Raw genomic sequence first — 23,128 nt, forward strand, 5'->3', positions numbered from 1 at the left:
GTTACGCCGCCTTGCGCTGCCAAAGCTTCGAAAGCGGTGTAATAACCAGTACCAGAACAGCCCCCGCCAGCAATCCGAACAGGCCATCCCCCAGCGTGGTGACCAGCACCTCCGGCACCGATGAGACCATACCGGCCACATGGTGAATGGCGTCGTACACCGCCGGAATGCCGTGGGTCAGAATACCGCCACCCACCAGGAACATGGCAATGGTGCCCAGTACCGACAGAGTTTTCATCATCCAGGGCGCCAGCCAGAGTATGCCGTGCCCCACTTTCTGCGCCATGGCGCTCGCTTTCTGGCTCAGGTAGAGACCGGCATCGTCCAGTTTCACAATACCCGCCACCAGGCCATAAACTCCAACGGTGACCATCAGCGCCACCACCGTCAGCACCGCAAACTGCATTCCGAAACCCTTGCCCGCCACGGTGCCAAGCGTGATGGCGATGATTTCTGCGGAGAGGATAAAGTCGGTGCGAACCGCGCCTTTGATCTTGTCTTTCTCGACTGTTTTCAGGTCCACTTCCGGCTTCTTCAGCGCTTCCCGGAGTTCTTCCCGGTGCTTCTGTTCTTCTTCCTTGTGCAGGAATTTATGCACCAGCTTTTCGAAACCTTCATAGCACAGAAAAGCGCCGCCAAGCATCAGTAACGGGGTGATCAGCCAGGGCACGAAGAAGCTGATGGCCAGTGCCGCCGGTACCAGGATCGCCTTGTTGATAAACGAACCCTTGGCCACCGCCCAAACCACAGGTATTTCACGGGCCGGCTTTACGCCGGTTACCTGCTGGGCGTTCAGGGCCAGGTCGTCCCCGAGCACACCTACGGTCTTCTTGGTGGCGGCCTTGGTCATGACCGCGACATCGTCCAGGACGGTCGCAATGTCATCGATTAAAACGAGCAGGCTGGAGCCGGCCATAAACAGTTCCTTTGTTAATTCGACAAGAAGGGAAAGACCGAAGTTTACGAAAACCCGGAGCTGTAAAACAGTTCCGGGTACCCAGAACCGGACACGTCAGGCATCAATGCCCATCGCCTCCGCGGCAATGCGGTTTTTCAGCGGCGCCAGCTGGTTCAGCCAGCGCATGCCGGTGTTCCGAAGCCAGCGCACGGGTAATTCATCCCGGGCGAACAGCTGCTTGAAACCTTCCATCGCCGCCATCATGGCCAGGTTCTCACCCTTGCGCCGGCGCTGATAACGGGCCAGCACGGAGGCATCATCCGGAGCAAGGCCAAGTGCCCTGGCTCGCCCAAGCTCCTCCAGCAACGCACGCACGTCGCCATAGCCCAGGTTTGCACCCTGCCCGGCCAGCGGGTGGATGGTATGGGCGGCGTCGCCCACCAAGGCCAGGCCATCGGCGATGTAATCCTTGGCGTGGCGCTGGCGCAGGGGAAAGGCAAAGCGCCGGGAAACCGCCAGCACCTCACCCAGCTCCCGCTCGATGGCAGCTTCCAGCTCCTTCCGGAAACTCTCGGTCCCCAGCGCCATCAGACGGCGGGCTTCCAATGTGTCCTGGGACCAGACAATGGAGCAGAAGTGTTCATCCCCAGCTTCATTCAGTAACGGCAGGAAGGCCAGTGGCCCGGTTGGAGAAAACCGCTGCCACGCCGTGTAGCGATGGTTCTGGCTGGTGCGGACGGTACACACGATGGCCTGCTGGTCGTAATCCCATTCCCGGGTTGCCAGGCCGCTCCACTGGCGTAAGCGCGAAAGCGCGCCATCTGCGCCCACCACCAGCCTGGCAACCAGGCGCCGGCCGTCTTCCAGCTCTACACCCTGCTCCCGGCTCCAGGCTTTCACCCGCACGCCATCCAGCAACTGTACCGAGCTGTCTGAAAGGCTTTCGAACAGGGCGCGAACGATGTTCCGGTTCTCGACGATGGTGCCAAGGCTGCGGGCGTGCAGTTCGGCGGCGTCAAAATGAATCCGGCCAGTGCCGTCACCGTCCCACACCGTCATTTCCCGATAGCCACAGTGGCGGCTGGCCTGTACCTTCGGCCAGGCTCCCAGCTCTTCCAGCAAGCGCTGGCTGGCCAGTGAAATCGCGCTGACCCGGGGCTCGAAGTCGTCAACCGAGTTGGCGGGTTCGGCCGGCGCCATCAGGCTTGCGGCCGGGGCACCTTCAATCAGGCCCACCTGCCAGCCTTGGCGGGACAAGCCCAGGGCCAGTGCGGAGCCGATCATGCCGCCACCGACGATCAGGATATCGAATTGCTGTGTTGGGGCATCAGCGGTCATGGTGTTCGGACTCCTGCAAAGACTCAGCGGCTGAAATCACCGGCTTGCGGCCACCGGTACCCATAGCCTTGCGGGCAAACCAGCGCTTGGCTCCGGGCACCAGGTCCAGCCCGACCAGGCCGGCATCCCGGGCAGCAGCCAGCGGTGGCAGGGATTGCCCGAAAACACGGATCAGGGAATCGGAGAACTGCACTGTCTGCTGCCAGTCCTGGCGATGCAGGCGCTGGTATTCACCCAGTACAGACAGGTCACCGATCGACACACCGGCATCCACCGCCTTGCGGAACTGTTCCACCAGCGTCACCAGCCCACGCAGGGCCAGGTTGAAGCCTTGCCCGGCCACCGGATGCAGGGCATGGGCGGCGTTGCCCACCAGGGCCACGCCGGGGCGCACGGCTTCGTCTACAGTCACCAGCTTCAGCGGATAATGATTGCACTGCCCGATGCGGGTAAAGCGCCCGAGACGCCAGCCGAACCGCTCCTGCAGCTGCCGGCATTTTTCATCGTCAGACAGCGACAGTATGTGTTCCAGCGCGCTGTCAGTCAGCGTCCACACCAGCGCAGACTGGTTCTCGGCCCGCACCGGCGAACCATGGGGCAACAGGGCCATGGGGCCGGAATCAGTAAAACGCTCGAACGCTGTGTACCCGTGCGAATCACTGGTCGACACGTTGGCAATCAATGCATTCTGGCCATAGTCCTCGGTTCGGGTCACAAAGCCCAACTGTTCCCGAAGTCCGGAACGGCCGCCATCAGCCACCACCAGGCACTGGCCGGTCAGGGTTTGTTCTTCACCCTCTTTACGGATGCTGACCTTCACACCACCGACAATCGGCGTCATGCCAACCACTTCCGCCGGCGCCTGCCAGCTTACCGGGGTTTCCAGCAGCGCCCGCATCAGGCAAAGCCCCATCCAGCGGTTGTCCGCCACATAACCCAGGGCAGGCTGGCCATGGTCGGCAGCATCCAGGCGGGTGGCGCCGAACCGGCCCCGGTCAGATACATGAATATTCCGGATGGGCGTCGCGTGTTCAGATAGCGCTGCCCACAAACCCAGCTCTTCGAAGATCAGCCGGGAGCCCCAGGCCAGCGCCGTGGAACGGGCGTCATAGCTGGGCTGGTAGTCGTCCGGCAGGGCATCGGGCGAGAGCGGAAAACTTTCCACCACGGTCACCCGCAATTCCGGTACCACTCGGGCCAGGGCCAGCGCCAGTGTGGCGCCGGCAAGGCCGCCACCGGCAATAATCAGGTCGGTATCCATCCGGGGTTCGGTCACAGGCTCAGTCCGCCATCAGGGCTTCAATATCGGCCACGGTTTTCGGCACCGCGTCGGTCAGCACGCGGCAGCCGTCTTTGGTTACCACCACATCGTCTTCGATGCGAATGCCGATACCGCGCCATTTTTCCTCTACGTTCTCGTTATCCGGCGCAATGTACAAGCCGGGTTCTACGGTTAACGCCATACCCGGTTCCAGCTGCCGCCAGGCATCGCCTACCTTGTAGTCGCCCACATCGTGCACATCCAGCCCCAGCCAGTGGCCGGTGCGGTGCATGAAAAACGGTTTGTAGGCCTCACTGGCAATGGCATCGTCCAGGCTGCCGGACAGCAGCCCCAGATCTATCAGGCCCTGGGTCAGCACGTTCAATGCCGCTTCGTGGGGATGATTCCAGTGGTTACCGGGGCGGACCGCATCAATGGCGGCGTACTGGGCATCCAGAACCACGTTATACAGGGCTTTCTGTTCCGGGCTGAACTTGCCGCTGACCGGGAAGGTGCGGGTAATGTCGGAGGCATAGCAGTCCAGCTCACAACCGGCATCGATCAGCACCAGGTCGCCCTCTTTCAGCGGCGCGCTGTTCTCGATGTAGTGCAGGATGCAGCCGTTGGCACCACCACCCACGATGGAAGGATAGGCCGTGGAGCGGGCACCGTGTTCCATGAAAGTGTGGATCAGCTCGGCCTCCAGGTTGTACTCATAGCCACCCTTGCGGGCCCGCTTCATAGCCCGGCAATGGGCCTCGGCGCTGATTTTCCCGGCCCTGGCCATCACTTTCACTTCGGCCGCGCTCTTGTACAGGCGCATGTCGTGCAGCAGGTGTTCAAGGGCCACCAGCTCACCCGGCGGATGGGCTCCGGCCCGCACTTTACTCCGGATGACCTTCACCCAGTCCATCACCCGGTTATCGAAGACAGGGTCTTTGCCAAGCGGGTAATACACCCGGCTGCGGCCTTCAATCATGCCGGGCAGGATGTCGTCGATATCGCCGATCGGGAAGGCATCGTCCAGGCCATAGCGCTCGATGGCCCCCTCGGGCCCCACCAGGAAACCGTCCCAGAGTTCTTTCTCCGGATTGCGCTCCTTGCAAAACAGCACGGTCTCGCCGTGTTCCCGGCCCGGAATCAATACCAGTACCGCTTCCGGCTCGCCAAACCCGGTCAGGTACTGAAAGTCGCTGTCCTGGCGGAACGGATGCAGAACGTCCCGGTTACGCACACGCTCCGGCGCTGCCGGCAGAATGGCGATGCTGTCCGGAGCCATCCGGTCCATCAGCTTTCGGCGGCGGTCGGCAAATTCTTTCATCGGAATCATTGAGGCCATGCTGTCTCCTGATCAGTGCAGGGTGGGCGTTGCGCCAGCCGGCTTCTCCGGCTCATTGAATTCGGTAAACACCGCCAGGGCACCCAAGCGGACGTATTCGGTAATTTCCAGCAGCTGCTGCTCGCTTTCGTCGTCGGACTCTTCGTCTTCCGACAGCTGGCTGATGGCAACCATGTCTTCAATCAGTTCACGGATTTCATCCGGAGCCTGCCCCAGCGAAGCGCCGGCCGCCAGGGCCATGCCCTCGAGGAAACCTCGCACCCAGGCGATCAGGGCTTCCAGGCGCTGCTCAATGGCATAGTCGTCATCCGGCAACAGGGGCTGGAAGGTCATCTCACTGGACTGCAGCTGCGCCAGGGTTTTCTCGTAGGCACCGTACATAAACGGCGCCAGGTCATCCGACTCTTCCATGGCCTGATCCGCCAGCCCCATGTGCTCGCACACCATGGCCAGCCACTGCTGTTCTTCAATACGGGTGCCGGCCGCCAGCCGACCACAGAGAACACCGTGCAGTTCGGAGGGGTGGCTGAAGGCCTTGTGGGCCGTGAAGACGTTAGCCCAACGTTCGAATTCGGCAGCGCGGGCGGCACCTGAAGTATCGCTTTCAGACATGAAAAAACCGGTTCCTGTTTCGGGGGAGACTGCCGGGGCCATTGCCCGGCCGCTCCGTCTGTTTGAGGTGTCTATCCTAGCATTACGGCGCTGTGCTGGCACGGGCCGGCCAGATCGGCACTTGCTTTTACCGGGCCAAAGTAGAAAAATGTTATAACATATCAAAACACCGGAGATCCCCCGATGCGAAAGCGCCCGCCCTTGTCCGCTTCCCCCAGACTGATCCTGGCCCTTGGCCTGGCAACCGTTACGGCACCTGCCATGGCACAGGACAACCCGGCCGCTCACCAGCATGGCCATGCCGAACTCCAGATTGCCTTTGCCGGTGAACAGATTGACCTGTTGCTGGAGTCGCCGGCCTGGAACCTGCTAGGCTTCGAACACCAGCCCCGCACAAAGGAACAGCGGCAGAAACTGGACGGTTTGCGCGAATGGGTGGCCGCGAATGCCCTGATCAACACCGAAGGAGGCAACTGCCGGGTGACCACTTCGGAACTGCATACCGGCTGGGAAGGGCACGAAGCTCACGATGACCAAGTGCATGACCACGGCCATGACCAGGACGCCCACGCAAACCATTCCGACCTGGAAATCACCCAGAGCCTGCGGTGCGCCGCCTTGCCAGATGCTTCCGCCTTTACCGCCCCCATACTGGACGCCTTCCCGGCCTTGGAGCACCTGGATGTGCAATGGGTTTCGGCACAGGGCCAGGGTGGCACCCGGCTGACCCAGTCCGACAACCGTTTCCGGCCGGGGCAGTAAACTTACTCGGTATAACGCTCTACAGACTCCGCCACCATGGAATAAGACGAAGTACCCAGGTCGTTTTCGGTACGCTCAATCACCAGCTTGCCTTCGATCCAGACCGGATCGTACAGGGCTTCCAGGGTGAAGCCTTCGCTGTACTTCACATGGATAATCTGGTTCGGCGGTGGTGGCGGTACGTGGATACAGGCGCCGTAGTAGGGCACCAGGAAGAACTCGAGAATGCGCATGTCACTGGTGGTTTTCAGGGGTACCACAAAGCCCGGAATACGGCCTTCGACATCGCCCATTTCCGGCACAACCCGGCCCGTCATGATCTCGTCGGGCAACAAAACCGGGCCGTCGCCTTCGTGCTCCACCTCAGGCATGCTTTCCAGCAATGCCAGGTCTTCGGCCGGCATCAGTTCCAGCCAGTCGATTTCCCGGAGCTCGGCCCGGGCTGACAATGACAGCAGCAACATCAGCGGCAAAAGGCAGGCAAACAATGCCCGGGACTTCGGATACACTGGCATGGACGGCATCTCCAATCGGGGTGATTCACAACACGGCCCACATCATACAACGCAACCGACCAGACCGACATGAACAGCAGTACAGCAACCGCCAGATCGGCCTGCCCGGCCATAGAGACCCGAGACCTGATGTTTCGCTGGCCAGGCCGGGAACAGCCGCTCGTTTTTCCTGACATGTCCCTGGCCGCAGGCGAACACCTGTTTCTGCACGGGCCCAGTGGCACCGGCAAAAGCACGTTGCTGGGCCTGCTGGCCGGGATGCAGACGCCGCAAACCGGTTCGGTCAGCCTGCTGGGGCAGCAAACCAGTGCCATGAGGGCCGGCGCCCGGGATCGCTTCCGGGCTGACCATATGGGCGTCATCTTCCAGCAGTTCAACCTGGTGCCTTACCTGAGTGCGCTGGCCAATGTGACCCTGCCCTGCCGGTTATCGGCGCTGCGCCGGGCCCGCGCCGACCGTCACCCGGATACCGCTGCCAGCGAACTGCTGAAGGAACTTGGCATCCCCGAGAGCCACTGGCACCACGGAGTTACCGAGCTGTCCATCGGCCAGCAGCAGCGAGTCGCCGCCGCGCGGGCGCTGATCGGCGCGCCGGAAATCATTCTGGCCGACGAGCCAACCTCCGCCCTGGACACCGACAACCGCGACCGCTTTCTGGATCTGCTGCTGACGCTGGCCAGGGAACGGCAATGCTCGGTGGTGTTTGTCAGCCACGACAGGAGCCTGGCCAGCCACTTCCACCATCAGCTGGCCCTGGGAGGTACGCCGTGAGCAAGGTTCGACTGGCACTCGCCCTGGCAACGGCCAGCCTGTGGTACCGGCGCAAGGTGTTGGCGCTGGTTTGCCTCACCCTTACCCTGAGCGTCACGCTACTGCTCGGAATCCAGTATCTTCGCACTGAAGTCCGGCAGTCATTTACCAGCACCATCAGCGGAACAGACCTGATTGTTGGTGCCCGCAGCGGCCAGCTGAACCTGCTGCTGTATTCGGTCTTCCATATTGGCGATGCCACCAACAACATCCGCTGGTCCACTTACCAGAAGCTGGCACAGGACAAGCGTATAGACTGGGTGGTTCCGGTCTCACTGGGCGACAGCTACCGGGGCTACCGGGTAGTAAGCACTAACGCACAGTTCATCGAGCGCTTCCGATATGGCAACGACCAGCCCCTGGAGCTGGCAACCGGCCACTGGTTTACTGGCCTGTTCGATGTGGTGCTGGGCGCGGGCGTGGCCCGCCAGCTCAACCACCAGACTGGCGACAGCGTTGTGCTGTCCCACGGGGGTGGGCGCACCAGCTTTGCCAACCATACCGACCTGCCGTTTACGGTGTCCGGCATTCTGGCACCTACCGGCACACCGGTAGACCAGGCGGTTTACATTAGCCTGGAAGCCATGGAAGCCATCCACGTGGGCTGGGAATCCGGCATTGCCCTGCCCGGCCGAACCCTGACAGAAGAGAAGGCAAAGACCCGCTCCTTCGAGCCAGACGCCATTACCGCAGCGTTTATCGGGCTGGACAAGCCGATACTCACCTTCCAGCTGCAACGGGAGCTGAACCAGTATCGCGAGGAGCCCTTGTCCGCCATTCTGCCGGGCGTTGCCCTGAGCGAACTGTGGCGCATGATGGGCCAGTTTGAAAAAGCCTTGCTGGGCATCAGCGCCTTTGTGGTCATTACCAGCCTGACCGGCCTGATTGCGGTTCTGCTGACCATCCAGGCCCAGCGCCAGCAGGAAGTGGCGGTGTTGCGGGCTACCGGGGCCCCGCCCATCCTGATTTCCTCGCTGTACAGCTTTGAGTGTGTGGTACTGGCCCTGGCGGCCTGTGCCCTGGCGCTGCTGCTGGGCGCCGGCGCCATTGCCGGCCTGGGCCCCTGGCTTCTGGACCAGTACGGCATACAGATCGGACTTCGCGGCCTGAACCGGGCAGAATGGCTCCTGCTGGGCTCGGTACTGGTGGCGGCATTCGTGGTTTCGTTACTCCCGGCCTTGCGCAGCTGGCAAAAGAGCCGCAAGCTGGGATTTGCCGGATCCGGCGGCAGCTGACCTGCCGCTGAAAGTGACAGTCTTCACGGCGCCGGCACCATGACAATGCGGTAAATTGACCGTTATGGTGCGGGCACTTATAGTTACCGACATCCAAATTACTCATATTGGGCACGTCATGGAACAGTCCGAAGTACAGGCATTAGCGGACAAGCTGGACACACTGATTGAACGCTGCAAAAAGCTCGAGAAGGATAACGCCCTGCTGCGCGAGCTGCAGGACGACTGGAACCGGGAACGGGCCCAGCTGATGCACAAGAACGATCTTGCCAAAAACAAGATTGAAGCCATGATCGGCCGCCTGAGAGCGCTGGAGCACCACTGATGTCACAGCAGTCAACCACCGTTGAAGTCCGGATTCTCGACAAGGAATACCTGGTGGCCTGCCCGCTGGAAGAGCAGGAGGCCCTGCTGCGCGCAGCCCGGCACCTGGACAGCAAAATGCGGGAAATCCGGGCCAGCGGCAAAGTGTTCGGCACCGAGCGCATTGCCGTCATGGCTGCCCTGAATATTACTCACGAACTGCTGGAGCGTGACACCATGTCTGACGCCACCAGCAGCCTCCTGAAAGCCATGGACAACCGCCTGGACGAAGCCCTTGGGGGCAGTTCCGGCAACTGATTCCGGAAACTTTCCGGAATGGGGTTGCAATCGGCCCCGGCCCTGCCCGTATAATGGACTCAACTTCCTGGGCTGTTCGCTGGTCGGGTACGTCCTCGAGCCGATGCGCACTACCCAGGTGGCTACTTCAGGGCATTGTGAGCATGTCCCCCACGGGGGAAAGCCTGATATGTCACAGCGGCCACCGACCTTGAACTTTGGGTTCAAGGGCTACATCCGATAACGGCAGCCCGGGAAGCTTTTCACCGTTACTCCGATTGCGACTTCCTGAATCTCAAGTGCAGCAAAGCGTCCTGAACCTCCTGGTTACCGAACCGCTCATCGAACAACAGTCCAGACCACACTGAGTCGTCCGACCTGGCCTGATCCTTTCGTTGCTGGTACAGCGAATCCCAGCGTTCCAGGTACTGATAGGCCAGCTCATCATCCGGGGCCACCTGCTCACCCCGGTAGTACATCAGCCCGAGGTACGCCAGGGCGGCCATGTTCTCCTCCTCCGCCGCCATCTCCAGAAGCTGTCGAACTTCTTCTGCATGAACCTCAGCCTGACCGGCGTAATACATTGCCTGTCTATAGCGCGCATTTGAGACAGCTTGACGCAGATTATCCGGCACATCGGCAACCGGCATAAACACAAACCGCTCGCGAGCTTTCGCAGCGCTCTCATCCCGGCCATCCTGCTGCAACTCTCGCGCCAAAAGCAGCTGTGCGGGCAGGTGGCCCTTATCAGCGGCGCGCCTCAGCCAACCTACAGCATCCACCAGACTGGGCGGAATACTGGCCAGCCCCTGACTGTAGATCGCACCAAGTTTGTAGGCCGCCTCCGCATCCCGGTAAGCCATGCTTTCCAACAGATCCAAGGCTCGGCGATGCTGTTCTTCGGCCATACCCGGCAGGCTCGAGAGATAGATATCGGCCAGCAAGTGCTTGGCCCGATCGTCTTCCCGTTCTATCTGTTCGAGACGCGCAACGGCCAGACCCACCTGCATCGAGCGCCCGTCTTCGGGATTCAGATACAGGTGAGCCAACCAGAGATTCGCCTCTTTCTCGCCCCGGTCGGCCGCACGCTCCAGCTGATCGAGCGCCTCAAGATAATCAGCCTCGGAACGCTGCTTTCCGCGAGCCAGCGCCACACCTCGGGCCAGCAGTGCTTTCGGGTAGTTCTGATCGGCAGACCGTTGCAGCCATTGCTCTGCTTCGGCAGGGTTAAACCAAGGTGAATCTGGCGCTCCGTATATTTGGGCTATCATGTACTGGGCGCGGGCGCTGCCTTTATCTCCGGCATACCGGTACCACGCTACCCGGCGTTGCGCACTGGGATCCACCAGGGCCGGATACAATGTAGCCAGGTAGCGCATGGTGCCTGCATCGGTGTCCGGACGACTTGCGCGCCATACCTCGTCTGCACTCTGGAGAATAAACTCGCCTTCCTCATCCAGACAGGCCCAGGCAGGTACCCTGTCCCGGGTGTCGGGGCCGCAGTATTCAGCCAGAGCCCGGTGATGAAACAGATTCGAAGCATTATCTAGCTCACCGATTTCGGGGATCAGTGCCACCGCCTGTTTGCGATCCTGCTCGACCAGCTCCCCGGACCAATAGATCATCGCGAGATCAATCAAGGCTCGCGGATAGTCCGCCGCACGGAGAAGCACTAACGACCTGGACACATCACGGTTCTCTGCCTGCCCTCGCCGATAGATCTCGGCCAACAAATGCCGCGCTTCGCGCTCGTAGACCGAAAACGGTTTCTGAAGCTCTCGCTCCAGCAACTCGGCAGCTGCCCGCTCATCCGCTGGCCCGCCCAGGCCAAGATACGTCAAGCGAGCCAGTTCATAGCGCGCCCGACTGCTTTCATAACTCTCGGTCTCACCGTCAAGGTAACTCTGGAGATGGTGGCGGGCACCGGAATATTCAGCAGAAGCCAACGCACGAACACCCACCTGGTAAACCTCGGGGGATCCGGTCGCGCAACCAGACAAAGCAACAATCAAAACCGCAGGAAGCAACAGGCGAGCGTATCGGGGGAAATCCATGGCAGAATACAGCCTCTGAAAAAACAACGGACTGCAGACTAGCAGAATTTTAACGGGGCGTTATTGATGTGATACAACATAGGCCGAATTCACGACGCAGCAGCAGGTAATCGCCATCTTGAATCCGCATCATCAAGCAAGGACGTTTGACTCCGGCAATGATCGGGCCTCGCGCCGCCAGCTCCGCCAAGCTCTTCGCCAGAAACGGAGAAGCCTGTCGTTTGAAGAACAGCGACAAGCTTCCGAACGTCTCGCCCTTAACCTGCTGAGGCACCCCGACCTGCACCGGGCACGCCACATTGGCATCTACCTGGCCAACGACGGCGAAATTGACCCGTCCCTGTACATTGATCTGGCTCGCAAAAAAGGCACCCGGTTCTACCTGCCCATTCTGCACCCGATCTACCCGGGCAAGCTGGTTTTCAGCCCCTATTATGATGGAGTGCAACTGACGGCAAACCGCTTCGGCATTCCAGAACCCCCGTTCCCGCGTTCAAGACGCAAGCCGGCCTGGGCACTGGATGCGGTGCTGTTTCCATTGGTAGGGTTTGACGAAACCGGAGGGCGACTGGGTATGGGCGGCGGCTTCTACGACCGAACCTTCGCGTTCAGCCGAGTCAGGCCCTGCATGGCACCAAAGCTGGTTGGCCTGGCCCACGATTTTCAGCGCGTGGAACAGTTGCCAATTGAGCCCTGGGATGTGCCTTTACACGGTGTGGTAACGGATAAGCGTCGTTACCGGTTCAAGCCCTGACTGGCTGGCTGTACGAAGCTGGTCACAGGAACGTCTCTGGCAGAGCGTTTGTCTTCTGAAGCCTGAAGTGACGTAAACCCGGTAATGACAAGGCCGACCGCAAAGATCAGTACGATGGTGCGGATGATGTCTGGCTTGCCTCTCATTTCACGTGGTCCCGTTTTTTCTTGGTTCTAATTGGCTGGAAAATCAGGTAGCTATTCTCGACTTGGAGAATTAGACGAAAGACTAACACGTAACTTCGATTTTACAATTATTGACGGATTACGATTACGTAAGGGTATGCCGGCCGAAACCGGGCGACCTGCACCGGAGCAAGACGGCCGAATCAGTTGTGGGGCACCTTTCCGGGAACCGCTACGAGCACATCCATGTGCGCTTCTCTCCGGCCATCCATGGCCTTCGAAATTCCCGGAAAGGTGCCCCACAACTGCTTCTACTTCTGCTTCTACTTCTGCTTCTGCTTCTGCTTCTGCTTCTGCTTCTGCTTCTGACCGGGCCTACTTCTGGTTTCCGTTACCCGCACCCAGGAACAACCGGTAGGCCTCGTTATCGGTCATGTTTTCGTAGCGGAAGCCCACTTTCTCCAGCATCTTCTCGAAATCCGGAATTTCCGCTTCGTTAACCTGGGCACCCAGCAAAACGCGGCTGTAGGCTGCGCCGTGGTTGCGGTAGTGGAACAGGGAGATGTTCCAGCGGGTGCCGAGGGACATGAGGAATTTCAGCAAAGCGCCCGGGCGTTCGGGGAATTCGAACTGGTAGATGACTTCGTTGCTGACCGACGGGGCGTGGCCACCGACCATGTGGCGGATGTGTTGCTTGGCCAGGTCGCTGTCGGTGAGGTCGATGACGGAGTAGCCGCTTTCGCGCAGTTCCTGCACCAGTTCTTCGCGGCCCAGGCCGCCGGCCTGGATCTGGATGCCAACGAAGATGACGGCTTCGCTGGCATCGGCGTAGCGGTAGTTGAATTCGGTGATGCTGCGTTTGTGCAGGGCGTTGATGAAGGTTTTGAACGCGCCTGGTTTTTCCGGGATGGTGACGGCCAGGATGGCTTCGCGTTTTTCGCCGATTTCGGTGCGTTCGGAGATGTAGCGCAAGCGGTCGAAGTTCATGTTGGCGCCGCTGAGCACGCCGGCCAGGTTTTCGCCTTCAAGCTGTTCCCGCTCGATGTACTTTTTCATGCCGGCCACCGACAGTGCGCCGGCTGGTTCGGCGATGGAGCGGGTGTCTTCGAATACGTCTTTGATGGCAGCGCAGATTTCGTCAGTCGAAACGGTGATGACTTCATCGACGGCGTCTTTACAGATGTTCCAGGGTTCTTCCCCGATCTGTTTAACCGCCACACCGTCTGCAAAGATGCCTACTTCGTCCAGTATCACCCGCTCACCGGCAGCCATGGCGGCTTGCAGGCAGTTGGAGTCTTCCGGTTCCACGCCGATCACTTTGATGTCCGGGCGCAGGTATTTGATGTACGCCGCCATGCCGGCGATCAGGCCGCCGCCGCCCACGGGGATGAATACCGCGTGCATGGGCTGGGAAAATTGCCACATCATTTCCATGGCTACGGTGCCCTGTCCGGCGATGACGTCCGGGTCGTCATAGGGCGGGATGTAGGTGTAGCCGTGTTTTTTGATCAGTTCCTGGGCATGGGCGGCAGCTTCGTCGAAGGCGTCGCCTTTGAGTACTACCCGGGCGCCCCGGTCCCGCACCGACTTCACTTTGATGTCAGGCGTGGTCTGGGGCATCACGATCACGGCCTTGATGCCCAGTTGCCTGGCCGACAACGCCACGCCCTGGGCATGGTTGCCGGCGGAGGCACAGATCACGCCCTTGGCTTTCTGCTCTTCGGAGAGCTGGGCAATCCGGTTGTATGCGCCACGAATCTTGAAGGAGAACACCGGCTGAAGGTCTTCACGCTTGAGCATAATATTGTTGCCAAAGCGCTTGGACAGGCTGCGGGCTTCAGTCAGCGGTGTTTCGATGGCGATGTCGTAAACCCGCGCATCGAGTATCTTCTTGATATAGCGTTGCGGCATGATGGTTCCGGTTGCTGGTGAGTGATCAGGAAAAACCCACAGTGTAGAAAGTTTGCACGCTTGCCGTCTATAAGCAGAGTTGCTGCAGGCGTATAATAGCGCCCAAATTCAACGCAAACCTCCGGGAGCCCCCCATGACCCAGGACGAACTGAAACAAGCCGTTGCCAAAGCTGCAGTGGATCACATCGCCCCTCACCTGGAACCGAGCAGCATTGTCGGGGTGGGCACCGGCAGCACCGCCAACTTTTTCATCGACTACCTGGCGGAATACCGCAACGACTTCGACGGCGCCGTCGCAAGCTCCGAGGCAACCGCCGAACGACTGAAAAAGCACGGCATCCCGGTATACGACCTCAACGCCGTTAACGAAATCGAGTTTTACGTCGACGGTGCCGACGAAACCAACGAGAGCCTGGAACTGATCAAGGGCGGCGGCGGGGCCCTGACCCGGGAAAAGATTGTGGCTGCCGTCGCCAAGACGTTTATCTGTATTGCCGACGAGTCCAAGATGGTGGGCATTCTGGGTGAATTCCCGCTGCCGGTGGAAGTGATTCCCATGGCTCGCAGCCATGTGGGCCGGGAAATCGTCAAACTCGGTGGCGACCCGGTTTACCGGGACGGTTTTGTCACTGACAACGGCAACATCATCATCGACATCCACAACATGGACATCTCCCGCCCGATCCAGGTGGAAGAGCGGCTCAACAACATTGTCGGCGTGGTTACCAACGGCCTGTTCGCGCGGCGCCCGGCGGACTTGCTGCTGCTGGGCACCAGCGAAGGCGTGAAGAGCATTGCCCGCCCCGGTGCCTGAACCAGAAGCACCAACCAAGCCGGCCAGCAGCGCCGGCTTTTTCTGGCCCATACGCACAAACCAAGCGCTTGCTTGGTGCAGAAATTTAAGAGACACTCCGGACAACGCCAACAAGAACGCAGGAAGCCCGATTGTGTCTGACTACTTCAACGAAACCCACGAACAGGTTCGTCTGACCGCCCGTAAATTTATCGAAACCCACGTACTGCCCCATATCGAAGACTGGGAAGAAGCCGGCGAATTCCCCCGGGAAATCTACCAGAAGGCAGGCGACGCAGGGCTGCTGGGCATTGGTTTCCCGGAAGCGCTTGGTGGCGTTGGTGAAGGCGATACCTTCATGAAAGTAGCCGTGTCCGAAGAGCTGATGCGCTCCACCTCCGGCGGTTTTGTCGCCAGCATCGGTTCCCTGGATATCGGCCTGCCACCGGTGGCCAAGTGGGCTAAAAAAGAAATACGCGATCAGATCGTACCGCCGGTGCTCCGGGGCGAAAAAATTGCCGCCTTGGCGGTCACCGAACCCGGCGGCGGCTCTGACGTCGCCAACCTGAAAACCCGAGCTGTAAAAGACGGCGACCATTACATCGTCAACGGCAGCAAAACCTTCATCACCAGCGGCACCCGTGCCGACCACTACACCGTGGCTGTGCGCACCGGCGGCGAAGGCCACGCCGGCATCAGCCTGCTGCTGATCGACCGCGACATGCCAGGCTTCAGCACCGGCACCAAGTTGCGCAAGATGGGCTGGTGGGCCAGCGACACCGCCGAACTCTTCTTCGAAGACTGCCGGGTACCGGCCGACCGCCTGATCGGCGCCGAAAACGCCGGCTTCATTGCCATCATGAGCAACTTCCTGGCCGAACGCCTGAGCCTGTCCATCATGGCCTACATGACCGCCCAGCTGGCCTATGAAGCCGCGATGCATTACGTCAAGGAACGCAAGGCCTTCGGCCGCCCGGTCTCCGGCTTCCAGGTAACCCGCCACAAGCTGGTGGACATGGCCACCCAGATCGACATCGCCCGGGAATACACCTATCGCTGCGCGGCGCTGATGCAGGCCGGCAAAAACCCGATCAAACAGGTGGCCATGGCCAAGAACTTCTCCGTCGACGTGTGCGAAAAAGTCACCCGCGAGGCGGTGCAGCTGTTCGGCGGCATGGGCTTCATGCGGGAATCGGTGGTGGAGCGCCTGTACCGGGATGCCAAAATCCTGTCGATCGGCGGCGGCACCACGGAAATCATGAAGGAGCTGATTGCCAAACAGATCCGGCTGTGACCAAGGTTTAGTTTCGAATGGCAGGAGACTTCCGTATAATTGCGCCCAATTTTCCACCGCAGTTAAACGAACACTAACGTAGCAGGAAGGATCGCACATGCAATTCGACAACATCCCCGCTGGCAAGAACCCGCCGGAAGACATCTACGTAGCCATCGAAATCCCGGCTAACAGCTCCCCGGTCAAGTACGAACTGGACAAAGACATGGGCGCCCTGCTGGTTGACCGTTTCATGGCTACCCCCATGTTCTACCCGGCCAACTACGGTTTCATCCCGCACACCCTGGCTGACGACGGCGACCCGCTGGACGTGCTGGTAGTAACCCCGTACCCGATCCAGGCAGGTTCCGTTATTCGCTGCCGTCCGGTAGGCGTGCTGAACATGGAAGACGAAGCCGGTGGCGACGCCAAGCTGGTTGCGGTTCCCCACGACAAGCTGACCACCACTTACCACGACGTTAAAGAAATCGACGACCTGCCCGAGCTGCTGCGCGACCAGATCCGTCACTTCTTCGAGAATTACAAGACTCTCGAGCCGGGCAAGTGGGTAAAGGTGCAGGGCTGGGACAACGCCGCCGCTGCCAAGCAAGCCATTGTTGATGCCGTGAACGCCTACAAAGGCTGATCACGCATCAGGCACAAAAAACCGGGCAGCCCTAACAGCTCCCCGGTTTTTTGTGTCTGCGTTACCCTCCCGGGTAACGCATATCCGTTGTTATCCCCGTGACAACAGGTCCCGCATGTCACTGATTGCTGCATTGGCCCGTGACAGGTAAGCGGCCATGGTCAGGGAGTGGTTAGCCAGCAGGCCAAAGCCACTGCCATTCAGGATCACCGGGCTCCACATGGATTCCTGGGTGCCTTCCAGCTCGATAATGATCTGCTTCACACTGGCCATGGCGTTCTTGTCCACAATCACCTTGCGGAAGTCCACTTCAATGGCCCGGAAGATGTGCAGCAGGGCCCAGGCACTGCCGCGGGCTTCGTAGAACACATCGTCAATCCTGGTCCAGTCGGTTTTCACATCCTCGCCGCCGATGTCTTCAGACAGCGGATCGTCCGGATCAAGGTTGGCAACCGCATCGGACACCGAGGCCTTGCCCACACTCTCGCTCAGGGTGCGGGACAGGCTGCCCAGGCGGGTTTCCAGGTCTGCCAGCCAGTTACCCAGGTTGTCCGCTCGGGCAAAGAACTGGGCATCGGCCTGGGCGGGGTCCGACAACCGGTTCAGGTAGCGCTTGAGGGCATTGATACCGCGACGGTACTCGGCCTCGGTGGAGGGTATCGCCCAGCTCTCGCTGTCGAAGTGCAACTGGGGCTCGGCAATGGTCAGGTCCGGGTCTTCAGCCGATTGGCTCTGGGAACGGCTGATGTCTTTACGCATGGCCCGGGACAGGTCCCGCAGCTGCACCAGCGCGCCGTACTCCCAGTTGGGCATGTTGTCCAGCCACAATCCCGGGGGGAAGATGTCGTTGGAGATGTATCCGCCCGGCTTGTCCAGCAGGGTTTCGGCAATCCGGATCATGGTGGCGGTGGTGGCAAACCCGGTTACCGGCTCCCGCTCCATGGTGTTGGCCAGGGTTCGGGTATGGTCACGCACAGAGAAGGTATCCGGCTCGCTGCTCCAGTACATGCCGAGCACAATCGTAACCAGCAGGTATACCACCAGCACCGCCAGTACAAATTTACCGATTACACCACTGCCTCCGGTGTAATCCTGTACGTCTTCCTTTTTGTCCCTGAAGTACTGTCTGATCTTGCCCGACATAAGTCTCCCGTTCTCCCGTTGCTTATTCGTCTGCCCCGAAGGGCCTGCCCAGATGGTATCCCATGGCGCCATCAATACCCAGCTTACAGACTACCGAGTATTCCGCTTCGGTTTCCACTCCGGTGGCGAACACCCGCACGCCGCGGCTGTGCGCAATGCCGATCACCGACTCCACCCAGAACCGGTTCTCGCTGTGGCTGTCCAGGTCGTGGATAAAGCTGTTGTCGATACGAATGCCCCGGAAAGGCAGATTTCTCAGATAGCTGAACGGCACCCCGCCAACGCCGAAACGATCCACCATCACCGGCACGCCAATTTTCGCCAGCGCCCGAACCAGCCGGCCAGCCTTTTTGCGATGATGGTTCAGGGCCAGTTCGGGAATGCCTACCCACAGCCTGGCCACCCGGTTCCCGGCCCGGATCAGCGCTTCCAGCAGGTCTTCACAGAAGCGGTCATCACCAACGGAGGAGACCCCCAGCGATATGGCCAGGGTTTGGTCCGGCGTCTGTTCCAGCATCGCCAGCACCCGGGCCAGCAACAACCGGTCAATGCCGGCAATCAGGCCCAGGCGTTCGGCCACGGGCAGAAACACCCCGGCCTTGATGTCGCCCTCCGGCGCGGGAATGCGCGAAAACGCCTGGTAATGGGCCAGGGCACCGTCTTCACAGGTCACCATTGGCTGCAGCGACAATGACAGGCTCCCGGATTCAATGGCGCCGGCCAGCAGGTCGCGCCAGGATTCCATGGTGAGATGGCTGTCCGCCCCGGCCTGCTCCAGGCAGCAACCGGATTCGCACTTCTCCTGGGCCGCCCGCAAGCCTTCATCCGCCGCCGCCAGCAGGTCACGAACCCCGGCCCCGGGCAAAGCCACCGCCAGCCCTCCGTGCACGGCCGTGTCCATGGGCGAGGCCAGGTCGCAATAGATACTGTCCAGTTCCTGGATTAACCGCTCAAGCCAGTTCCGGGCGTCGGCTGCCGGCGCTCCTGGCAGAAACACCACAAACTCCGCGCCGGTGCGCCGCCCGGCAAAGGATTGCGGGTGGCGGGCAGTAAATCCGGCCAGGCTTCCGGCCACCTGGCGCAGTAACTGGTCGCCCTCTTCACGGCCATAGGCCATGTTGTAATCGGCAAAGCCCGCCAGGCGGATCATGGCCAACACACCGGGAGCCGACTTTTCTTCCGACATGATTTCCGCTTTCAGGCGCTGGTCAAAGGAACTGCGGCTGGCCAGCCCGGTTACCGGGTCTTCACTATTCACTTTGCGCAAATGCTGGATAAGCCGGCCCTGACCGACAAACAAACGCTCCAGGTCGTCCGCCATCTGGTTCATGGCTTCGGTTACGCGGTTCAGCTCACGGGTGGAGCGGGTGCGCACCCGGTTCCGGAAATCCCGCTGGCCCCAGGCCCGGGCCTGCTGCTCCAGCGCCGACAGTGGCCGCAGTAACCGGCGCACCAACAGAAACAGGGCCACCAGACCCGCACCGCCGATCACCAGCACGCTAACCAGCAAGCCCAGGGTTATACGCCACAGATCGTCGTAGGCGCGGCCCGGATGGCTGACCACCCTGACCTTGCCCAGGCGCGACCAGCCCCGTACCACTTCCGCTTCCGCCTGCGGCAACGGCAGCTCCGCCAGGCGAATAAACCAGCCGGGAGCGGCCGCACCCTTCAACGGCATACGCCGGCCCGCAATCACCTGTCCGTCATGGCCGATGTATTCCACCGACAGGTAACGGCCGCTGTCAAAAACCGCATCCACCAGCGATGCCGAGGCCACAGGGTCTGAGCCGTCAATCGCGTTGGAGAGGGAAAGCCCGGTAGCGGTCGCTCCGTCAAGGGCGTGGTCGGTGAGCTGGTCCACCACGTAGTCCCGGAAGTACCCGAAACTGGTGATAAACGAGGCGGCAAGAATGATCACCAACAAACCGCTGGTGAACAGGATCAGCAGGCTGCTCAGGGAGATTTCACCCTGCTGGGCTGCGAACGTGTTTGTGTGCTTCCTTGCCATGATTTCCCGGCCCCGGCCATGCTGGCCTGAACGATTCCAGTGATCACCGGCCCGTGACCGGTGCCGCAGAGTTGACAAACATTTACAGTGTGCAATCTACGCCGACAACATTAAACACTATAGACTCTGAAAACCGACTAAGGTTAGAAAGTTACCCCTGCGGATCGGGTGCATCTTCATAAAAAGGACACAGGCCGGAGCCCCATGAACGACGAGAGCCAGAAAGAAAAACTCAGGCAACACTTCGCCCGCCGTGTAACCACCCAGGCCCGGGTGGTACTGGATACCTGGCAGAAGATCAGCGAGAACCCGGGCCAGGCCGAAAGCCTCCGCGAGCTGTTTGCCGCAGACACCGACAAACTGGTGCGCTACGCCCTGCGCTTCGAGATGAATGACCACGCCGTTGCCGGCAAGCGCATCCTGCAACTGCTGGCAAGCTGGGCGCCGGGCTCAGCCCTGGATGACAACCTGGCTGCGCAATTACAGGAAGCCACCGGCAGCCTGTGCCAGAGCACCCAGCGCCGCTCCGACCAGGCCACGGGTCAGGCACCGCAGCAATACCGTCGCACCCCGGTCTACATTGCCCTGGACAACAGTGAAACCGCCAACCGGCTGATCCGCCAGCTGGAATTTTTCGGGTTCCGGGCCGCCGCCTTCGCCACCGCCCGGGAGCTGGTCGAGGCCTGCAACCAGAGCAAGCCGGAAACCATCCTGATGGATGTGAACTTCGGCGGATCCGCCCTGGCGGGTATCAGCACCGTAGAGCAGTTACAGGCCCGGCACGAGACTCCCATCCCGATTATCTTCGTCAGCGAAGACGATGGCACCATTGAAACCCGGTTGCGGGCATCCCGCTGTGGCGGAGAGGAATTCTTTTACCCGGCCGTAGACCCGGGCCAGCTGATCGAGAAAATCGAAACCTACTGCAACGGCAATTCCAGCGAGCCCTACAAGGTGCTGGTACTGGACGACTCCCGGGCCCAGGCGAAATTCATGGAGACGGTGCTCAAGCGGGCCGGCATGAACGCCCATGTCATCACCGACCCGATGCAGATCATCAATGCCCTGGACGAGTTCTCTCCGGAGATCATCATTCTCGACATGTATATGCCCGGCTGCACCGGCACCGAGATCGCCCGGGTTATCCGCCAGCAGGACAAGTTCCACAGCGTGCCGATCATCTACCTGTCAGCCGAGGAAGACGTTAACAAGCAACTGCAGGCCATGAGCCTGGGCGGCGACGATTTTCTGACCAAGCCGATTGACCCGAAACACCTGGTGGCAACCATCCACAACCGGGGCCGCCGGGCCCGCTCGCTGCTGGCACTGATGATTCGCGACAGCCTGACCGGCCTGTACAACCACACCCACACCCTTTACCTGCTGGAACAGGAAATTGTCAGGGCGAGACAAAAAGACCAGCCGCTGGCCTTTGCCATGATCGATATTGACGAGTTCAAGAAGGTCAACGACACCTACGGCCACCCCATCGGCGACCGCATACTGCGCAGCCTGTCCATGTTCCTGAAACAGCGCCTGCGCAAAACCGACCACATCGGCCGCTACGGCGGTGAGGAGTTTGCGGTGATCCTGCCCAACACCTCCGCCCGGGATGCGCAGAACGTGCTCGACGAAATCCGCCAGCGCTTCTCCGAGCTGCAGCAGCAGGCCGGCGAACAGGAGTTCCGGGTGTCGTTCAGCTGCGGCGTTGCCGACTGGCAGGGCGACAGTGCCCAGACACTGTGCGAACGGGCCGACAAGGCCCTGTATCGCTCGAAAGAACACGGCCGCAACCAGATCAGCCTGGCCTCCTGAGCCCTCCCTCCAGGCTGGAGAATCGCTCCAGCCTCTGAACTTCCGGGCCGGGCGCCCTGCCCGGCCCATGAAACCAATGTCGAATAGCCGCTTTGGCAACCATGGCCGACAATTGAGGCCATCAACGAAATGTCATCGCACCGCCGGTCATTGCTGTGTAAGCTTTTTTCAGGATCAATCCGGCAGCAGGAAGATTGTCAAAAAGTGTTGATCCGAGGCTAACAAGCACGCACCATTCCGGTAACGTGCCGTTATCTTCGGCGATCCTGTTCAAATAACACCAAGGCAAAATTACCATGTCGACCATACTTGTGCTCCATGGCCCCAACCTCAACATGCTCGGCACCCGTGAGCCCGAGGTATATGGCTATGAGACCCTGGCCGATATCGATGACCGGTTGCGCGAGAAAGCGGCAGACAAGGGCCATCATCTCCTGCACCTGCAATCGAACGCGGAATATGAGCTGATCGAGCGGGTGCACGAAGCCCGGGCCGAAGGCGTGGATTTCATCATTATCAATCCGGCCGCCTTCACCCACACCAGCGTGGCGCTGCGTGACGCCATGCTGGCATCCGGGATTCCGTTTATTGAAGTGCATCTTTCCAACGTGCATGCGCGGGAGCCTTTCCGCCATCACTCGTACTTTTCGGATATCGCCGTAGGCGTTATCTGCGGGCTGGGCAGCCAGGGCTATGACCTGGCACTGCAGGCTGCCCTGCAACGAATTCACCGATAGACCAGTAAAACGGGACTGAAACAGTTATGGATATTCGCAAAATCAAGAAACTGATCGAGCTGCTCGAAGAGTCTGATGTCGAAGAGCTGGAGATTCACGAAGGCGACGACTCGGTACGCATTTCCCGCCGTCGCGAGCAGGCAGCTGCCGGTGGCCATTATGTAAGCCACTACGCCGCACCGCAGGCGCCCCAGGCACCGGCGCCCGTAGCTGAAGCAGCACCGGCTGCAGAAGCTGCTGCCCCGGCTGCACCGAGAGGCCATACCGTGAAGTCTCCGATGGTTGGCACCTTCTATCGTTCACCCTCACCCACGGCTGCTGCATTCGTTGAAGTGGGCCAGACCGTGAATGCTGGCGACGTGATTTGCATCGTTGAAGCCATGAAGATGATGAACCAGATCGAAGCCGACAAGGCCGGTACCATTACCGAAATCCTGGTCGAAAATGGCCAGCCGGTTGAGTTTGACCAGCCCCTGGTCGTCATTTCCTGAATTCGGT

General features: G+C 60.3%; 24 protein-coding genes and 1 other RNA gene. 13 read left to right on the top strand and 12 right to left on the bottom strand.

What is annotated here, in order from left to right; genetic code table 11:
• Nucleotide 1: 1 nt before the first annotated feature.
• The 5 genes from Q668_RS04135 to Q668_RS04155 form a co-directional block, all read right to left on the bottom strand.
• Complete coding sequence (locus tag Q668_RS04135; protein WP_022988343.1) at nucleotides 2-916, bottom strand: DUF808 domain-containing protein; 915 nt, start codon at nucleotides 914-916, stop codon at nucleotides 2-4.
• A gap of 96 nt (nucleotides 917-1,012) precedes the next feature.
• Nucleotides 1,013-2,236, bottom strand: a complete 1,224-nt coding sequence (locus Q668_RS04140) for an FAD-dependent monooxygenase (protein ID WP_022988344.1) — start codon at nucleotides 2,234-2,236, stop codon at nucleotides 1,013-1,015.
• A complete protein-coding gene (gene ubiH, locus Q668_RS04145; protein ID WP_052009666.1) occupies nucleotides 2,226-3,512 on the bottom strand; it encodes a 2-octaprenyl-6-methoxyphenyl hydroxylase in 1,287 nt (428 codons plus the stop codon). The genes Q668_RS04140 and ubiH overlap by 11 nt, the downstream gene beginning before the upstream one ends.
• A gap of 4 nt (nucleotides 3,513-3,516) precedes the next feature.
• Nucleotides 3,517-4,836, bottom strand: a complete 1,320-nt coding sequence (pepP, locus tag Q668_RS04150) for a Xaa-Pro aminopeptidase (protein WP_022988346.1) — start codon at nucleotides 4,834-4,836, stop codon at nucleotides 3,517-3,519.
• A gap of 12 nt (nucleotides 4,837-4,848) precedes the next feature.
• Complete coding sequence (locus Q668_RS04155; protein ID WP_036219211.1) at nucleotides 4,849-5,448, bottom strand: UPF0149 family protein; 600 nt, start codon at nucleotides 5,446-5,448, stop codon at nucleotides 4,849-4,851.
• A 183-nt stretch (nucleotides 5,449-5,631) separates the two neighbouring features.
• On the opposite strand from Q668_RS04155, the gene Q668_RS04160 reads away from it, so the two are divergent.
• On the top strand, nucleotides 5,632-6,210 hold the full coding sequence (locus Q668_RS04160) for a ZrgA family zinc uptake protein (RefSeq protein WP_022988348.1): 579 nt from the start codon (nucleotides 5,632-5,634) through the stop codon (nucleotides 6,208-6,210).
• Nucleotides 6,211-6,212: 2 nt separating this feature from the next.
• Here Q668_RS04160 and Q668_RS04165 read toward each other — a convergent pair whose 3' ends face one another.
• On the bottom strand, nucleotides 6,213-6,725 hold the full coding sequence (locus Q668_RS04165) for a DUF3299 domain-containing protein (protein WP_036219131.1): 513 nt from the start codon (nucleotides 6,723-6,725) through the stop codon (nucleotides 6,213-6,215).
• A 69-nt stretch (nucleotides 6,726-6,794) separates the two neighbouring features.
• Here Q668_RS04165 and Q668_RS04170 point away from each other — a divergent pair, with 69 nt between their 5' ends.
• The 5 genes from Q668_RS04170 to ssrS all read left to right on the top strand — a co-directional run bounded on the left by Q668_RS04170 (nucleotide 6,795) and on the right by ssrS (nucleotide 9,632).
• Entirely contained in the window at nucleotides 6,795-7,496 is a 702-nt protein-coding gene (locus Q668_RS04170; RefSeq protein WP_022988350.1) for an ABC transporter ATP-binding protein, read from the top strand.
• Nucleotides 7,493-8,770, top strand: a complete 1,278-nt coding sequence (locus Q668_RS04175; RefSeq protein ID WP_022988351.1) for an ABC transporter permease — start codon at nucleotides 7,493-7,495, stop codon at nucleotides 8,768-8,770. The genes Q668_RS04170 and Q668_RS04175 overlap by 4 nt, the downstream gene beginning before the upstream one ends.
• A gap of 118 nt (nucleotides 8,771-8,888) precedes the next feature.
• Nucleotides 8,889-9,095: a TIGR02449 family protein gene (locus Q668_RS04180; protein WP_022988352.1), complete on the top strand. Its 207-nt coding sequence runs from the start codon at nucleotides 8,889-8,891 to the stop codon at nucleotides 9,093-9,095.
• Nucleotides 9,095-9,391, top strand: coding sequence for a cell division protein ZapA (locus Q668_RS04185; RefSeq protein WP_022988353.1), 297 nt, complete (start codon nucleotides 9,095-9,097; stop codon nucleotides 9,389-9,391). Before Q668_RS04180 ends, Q668_RS04185 begins: the two co-directional genes overlap by 1 nt.
• Before the next feature lie 61 nt (nucleotides 9,392-9,452).
• A non-coding RNA gene (gene ssrS / locus Q668_RS16770) (6S RNA) lies at nucleotides 9,453-9,632 on the top strand.
• Nucleotides 9,633-9,639: 7 nt separating this feature from the next.
• Here the strand turns inward: ssrS and Q668_RS04190 are convergent.
• Nucleotides 9,640-11,424, bottom strand: a complete 1,785-nt coding sequence (locus Q668_RS04190) for a tetratricopeptide repeat protein (protein ID WP_022988354.1) — start codon at nucleotides 11,422-11,424, stop codon at nucleotides 9,640-9,642.
• Between the two features lie 118 nt (nucleotides 11,425-11,542).
• Here Q668_RS04190 and Q668_RS04195 point away from each other — a divergent pair, with 118 nt between their 5' ends.
• The gene (locus Q668_RS04195; protein WP_022988355.1) at nucleotides 11,543-12,178 is read left to right on the top strand and encodes a 5-formyltetrahydrofolate cyclo-ligase; all 636 of its coding nucleotides are present in this window, start codon (nucleotides 11,543-11,545) and stop codon (nucleotides 12,176-12,178) included.
• On the opposite strand, the gene Q668_RS17275 is transcribed toward Q668_RS04195, so the two are convergent.
• The gene (locus Q668_RS17275) at nucleotides 12,160-12,324 is read right to left on the bottom strand and encodes a hypothetical protein (protein WP_022988356.1); all 165 of its coding nucleotides are present in this window, start codon (nucleotides 12,322-12,324) and stop codon (nucleotides 12,160-12,162) included. The genes Q668_RS04195 and Q668_RS17275 overlap by 19 nt on opposite strands.
• 354 nt (nucleotides 12,325-12,678) lie before the next feature.
• Entirely contained in the window at nucleotides 12,679-14,214 is a 1,536-nt protein-coding gene (ilvA, locus tag Q668_RS04200) for a threonine ammonia-lyase, biosynthetic (RefSeq protein WP_022988357.1), read from the bottom strand.
• A 134-nt stretch (nucleotides 14,215-14,348) separates the two neighbouring features.
• Between ilvA and rpiA the strand changes: the two genes are divergently transcribed.
• The 3 genes from rpiA (at nucleotide 14,349) to ppa (ending at nucleotide 16,927) form a co-directional block, all read left to right on the top strand.
• Nucleotides 14,349-15,029 (top strand): ribose-5-phosphate isomerase RpiA, encoded by a 681-nt coding sequence (rpiA, locus tag Q668_RS04205; protein WP_022988358.1) that lies wholly within the window; start codon nucleotides 14,349-14,351, stop codon nucleotides 15,027-15,029.
• Between the two features lie 133 nt (nucleotides 15,030-15,162).
• On the top strand, nucleotides 15,163-16,302 hold the full coding sequence (locus Q668_RS04210) for an acyl-CoA dehydrogenase family protein (protein WP_022988359.1): 1,140 nt from the start codon (nucleotides 15,163-15,165) through the stop codon (nucleotides 16,300-16,302).
• Between the two features lie 97 nt (nucleotides 16,303-16,399).
• Entirely contained in the window at nucleotides 16,400-16,927 is a 528-nt protein-coding gene (gene ppa / locus Q668_RS04215; RefSeq protein ID WP_022988360.1) for an inorganic diphosphatase, read from the top strand.
• Nucleotides 16,928-17,017: 90 nt separating this feature from the next.
• Here the strand turns inward: ppa and Q668_RS04220 are convergent, their stop codons facing one another.
• A complete protein-coding gene (locus tag Q668_RS04220; RefSeq protein WP_022988361.1) occupies nucleotides 17,018-18,070 on the bottom strand; it encodes a DUF2333 family protein in 1,053 nt (350 codons plus the stop codon).
• Nucleotides 18,071-18,092: 22 nt separating this feature from the next.
• Nucleotides 18,093-20,078, bottom strand: a complete 1,986-nt coding sequence (locus tag Q668_RS04225) for an EAL domain-containing protein (protein ID WP_022988362.1) — start codon at nucleotides 20,076-20,078, stop codon at nucleotides 18,093-18,095.
• Nucleotides 20,079-20,282: 204 nt separating this feature from the next.
• Between Q668_RS04225 and Q668_RS04230 the strand changes: the two genes are divergently transcribed.
• Nucleotides 20,283-21,893 carry a diguanylate cyclase gene (locus Q668_RS04230; protein WP_022988363.1) on the top strand — a complete coding sequence of 537 codons (1,611 nt, stop codon included), beginning with the start codon at nucleotides 20,283-20,285 and terminating at the stop codon, nucleotides 21,891-21,893.
• 121 nt (nucleotides 21,894-22,014) lie between these two features.
• Here Q668_RS04230 and Q668_RS04235 read toward each other — a convergent pair whose 3' ends face one another.
• Nucleotides 22,015-22,200, bottom strand: coding sequence for a hypothetical protein (locus tag Q668_RS04235; RefSeq protein WP_022988364.1), 186 nt, complete (start codon nucleotides 22,198-22,200; stop codon nucleotides 22,015-22,017).
• On the opposite strand from Q668_RS04235, the gene aroQ reads away from it, so the two are divergent.
• Together aroQ and accB are read left to right on the top strand one after the other, a co-directional pair.
• On the top strand, nucleotides 22,190-22,630 hold the full coding sequence (gene aroQ / locus Q668_RS04240; RefSeq protein WP_022988365.1) for a type II 3-dehydroquinate dehydratase: 441 nt from the start codon (nucleotides 22,190-22,192) through the stop codon (nucleotides 22,628-22,630). The genes Q668_RS04235 and aroQ overlap by 11 nt on opposite strands.
• Before the next feature lie 26 nt (nucleotides 22,631-22,656).
• Nucleotides 22,657-23,121, top strand: a complete 465-nt coding sequence (accB, locus tag Q668_RS04245) for an acetyl-CoA carboxylase biotin carboxyl carrier protein (RefSeq protein WP_022988366.1) — start codon at nucleotides 22,657-22,659, stop codon at nucleotides 23,119-23,121.
• The last annotated feature ends 7 nt before the right edge of the window (nucleotides 23,122-23,128 follow it).

It is taken from the genome of Marinobacter sp. ES-1 (assembly GCF_000475255.1).
GTDB lineage: Bacteria > Pseudomonadota > Gammaproteobacteria > Pseudomonadales > Oleiphilaceae > Marinobacter > Marinobacter vinifirmus.

What these genes read in the sequence shown, in the direction of transcription:
- Q668_RS04135 (WP_022988343.1), bottom strand. Translation starts at nt 916, where the DNA reads ATGGCCGGCTCCAGCCTGCTCGTTTTAATCGATGACATTGCGACCGTC.
- Q668_RS04140 (WP_022988344.1), bottom strand. Translation starts at nt 2,236, where the DNA reads ATGACCGCTGATGCCCCAACACAGCAATTCGATATCCTGATCGTCGGT.
- pepP (WP_022988346.1), bottom strand. Translation starts at nt 4,836, where the DNA reads ATGGCCTCAATGATTCCGATGAAAGAATTTGCCGACCGCCGCCGAAAG.
- Q668_RS04155 (WP_036219211.1), bottom strand. Translation starts at nt 5,448, where the DNA reads ATGTCTGAAAGCGATACTTCAGGTGCCGCCCGCGCTGCCGAATTCGAA.
- Q668_RS04160 (WP_022988348.1), top strand. Translation starts at nt 5,632, where the DNA reads ATGCGAAAGCGCCCGCCCTTGTCCGCTTCCCCCAGACTGATCCTGGCC.
- Q668_RS04165 (WP_036219131.1), bottom strand. Translation starts at nt 6,725, where the DNA reads ATGCCAGTGTATCCGAAGTCCCGGGCATTGTTTGCCTGCCTTTTGCCG.
- Q668_RS04170 (WP_022988350.1), top strand. Translation starts at nt 6,795, where the DNA reads ATGAACAGCAGTACAGCAACCGCCAGATCGGCCTGCCCGGCCATAGAG.
- Q668_RS04180 (WP_022988352.1), top strand. Translation starts at nt 8,889, where the DNA reads ATGGAACAGTCCGAAGTACAGGCATTAGCGGACAAGCTGGACACACTG.
- Q668_RS04185 (WP_022988353.1), top strand. Translation starts at nt 9,095, where the DNA reads ATGTCACAGCAGTCAACCACCGTTGAAGTCCGGATTCTCGACAAGGAA.
- Q668_RS04190 (WP_022988354.1), bottom strand. Translation starts at nt 11,424, where the DNA reads ATGGATTTCCCCCGATACGCTCGCCTGTTGCTTCCTGCGGTTTTGATT.
- Q668_RS17275 (WP_022988356.1), bottom strand. Translation starts at nt 12,324, where the DNA reads ATGAGAGGCAAGCCAGACATCATCCGCACCATCGTACTGATCTTTGCG.
- ilvA (WP_022988357.1), bottom strand. Translation starts at nt 14,214, where the DNA reads ATGCCGCAACGCTATATCAAGAAGATACTCGATGCGCGGGTTTACGAC.
- rpiA (WP_022988358.1), top strand. Translation starts at nt 14,349, where the DNA reads ATGACCCAGGACGAACTGAAACAAGCCGTTGCCAAAGCTGCAGTGGAT.
- ppa (WP_022988360.1), top strand. Translation starts at nt 16,400, where the DNA reads ATGCAATTCGACAACATCCCCGCTGGCAAGAACCCGCCGGAAGACATC.
- Q668_RS04220 (WP_022988361.1), bottom strand. Translation starts at nt 18,070, where the DNA reads ATGTCGGGCAAGATCAGACAGTACTTCAGGGACAAAAAGGAAGACGTA.
- Q668_RS04225 (WP_022988362.1), bottom strand. Translation starts at nt 20,078, where the DNA reads ATGGCAAGGAAGCACACAAACACGTTCGCAGCCCAGCAGGGTGAAATC.
- Q668_RS04230 (WP_022988363.1), top strand. Translation starts at nt 20,283, where the DNA reads ATGAACGACGAGAGCCAGAAAGAAAAACTCAGGCAACACTTCGCCCGC.
- aroQ (WP_022988365.1), top strand. Translation starts at nt 22,190, where the DNA reads ATGTCGACCATACTTGTGCTCCATGGCCCCAACCTCAACATGCTCGGC.
- Q668_RS04235 (WP_022988364.1), bottom strand. Translation starts at nt 22,200, where the DNA reads ATGGTCGACATGGTAATTTTGCCTTGGTGTTATTTGAACAGGATCGCC.
- accB (WP_022988366.1), top strand. Translation starts at nt 22,657, where the DNA reads ATGGATATTCGCAAAATCAAGAAACTGATCGAGCTGCTCGAAGAGTCT.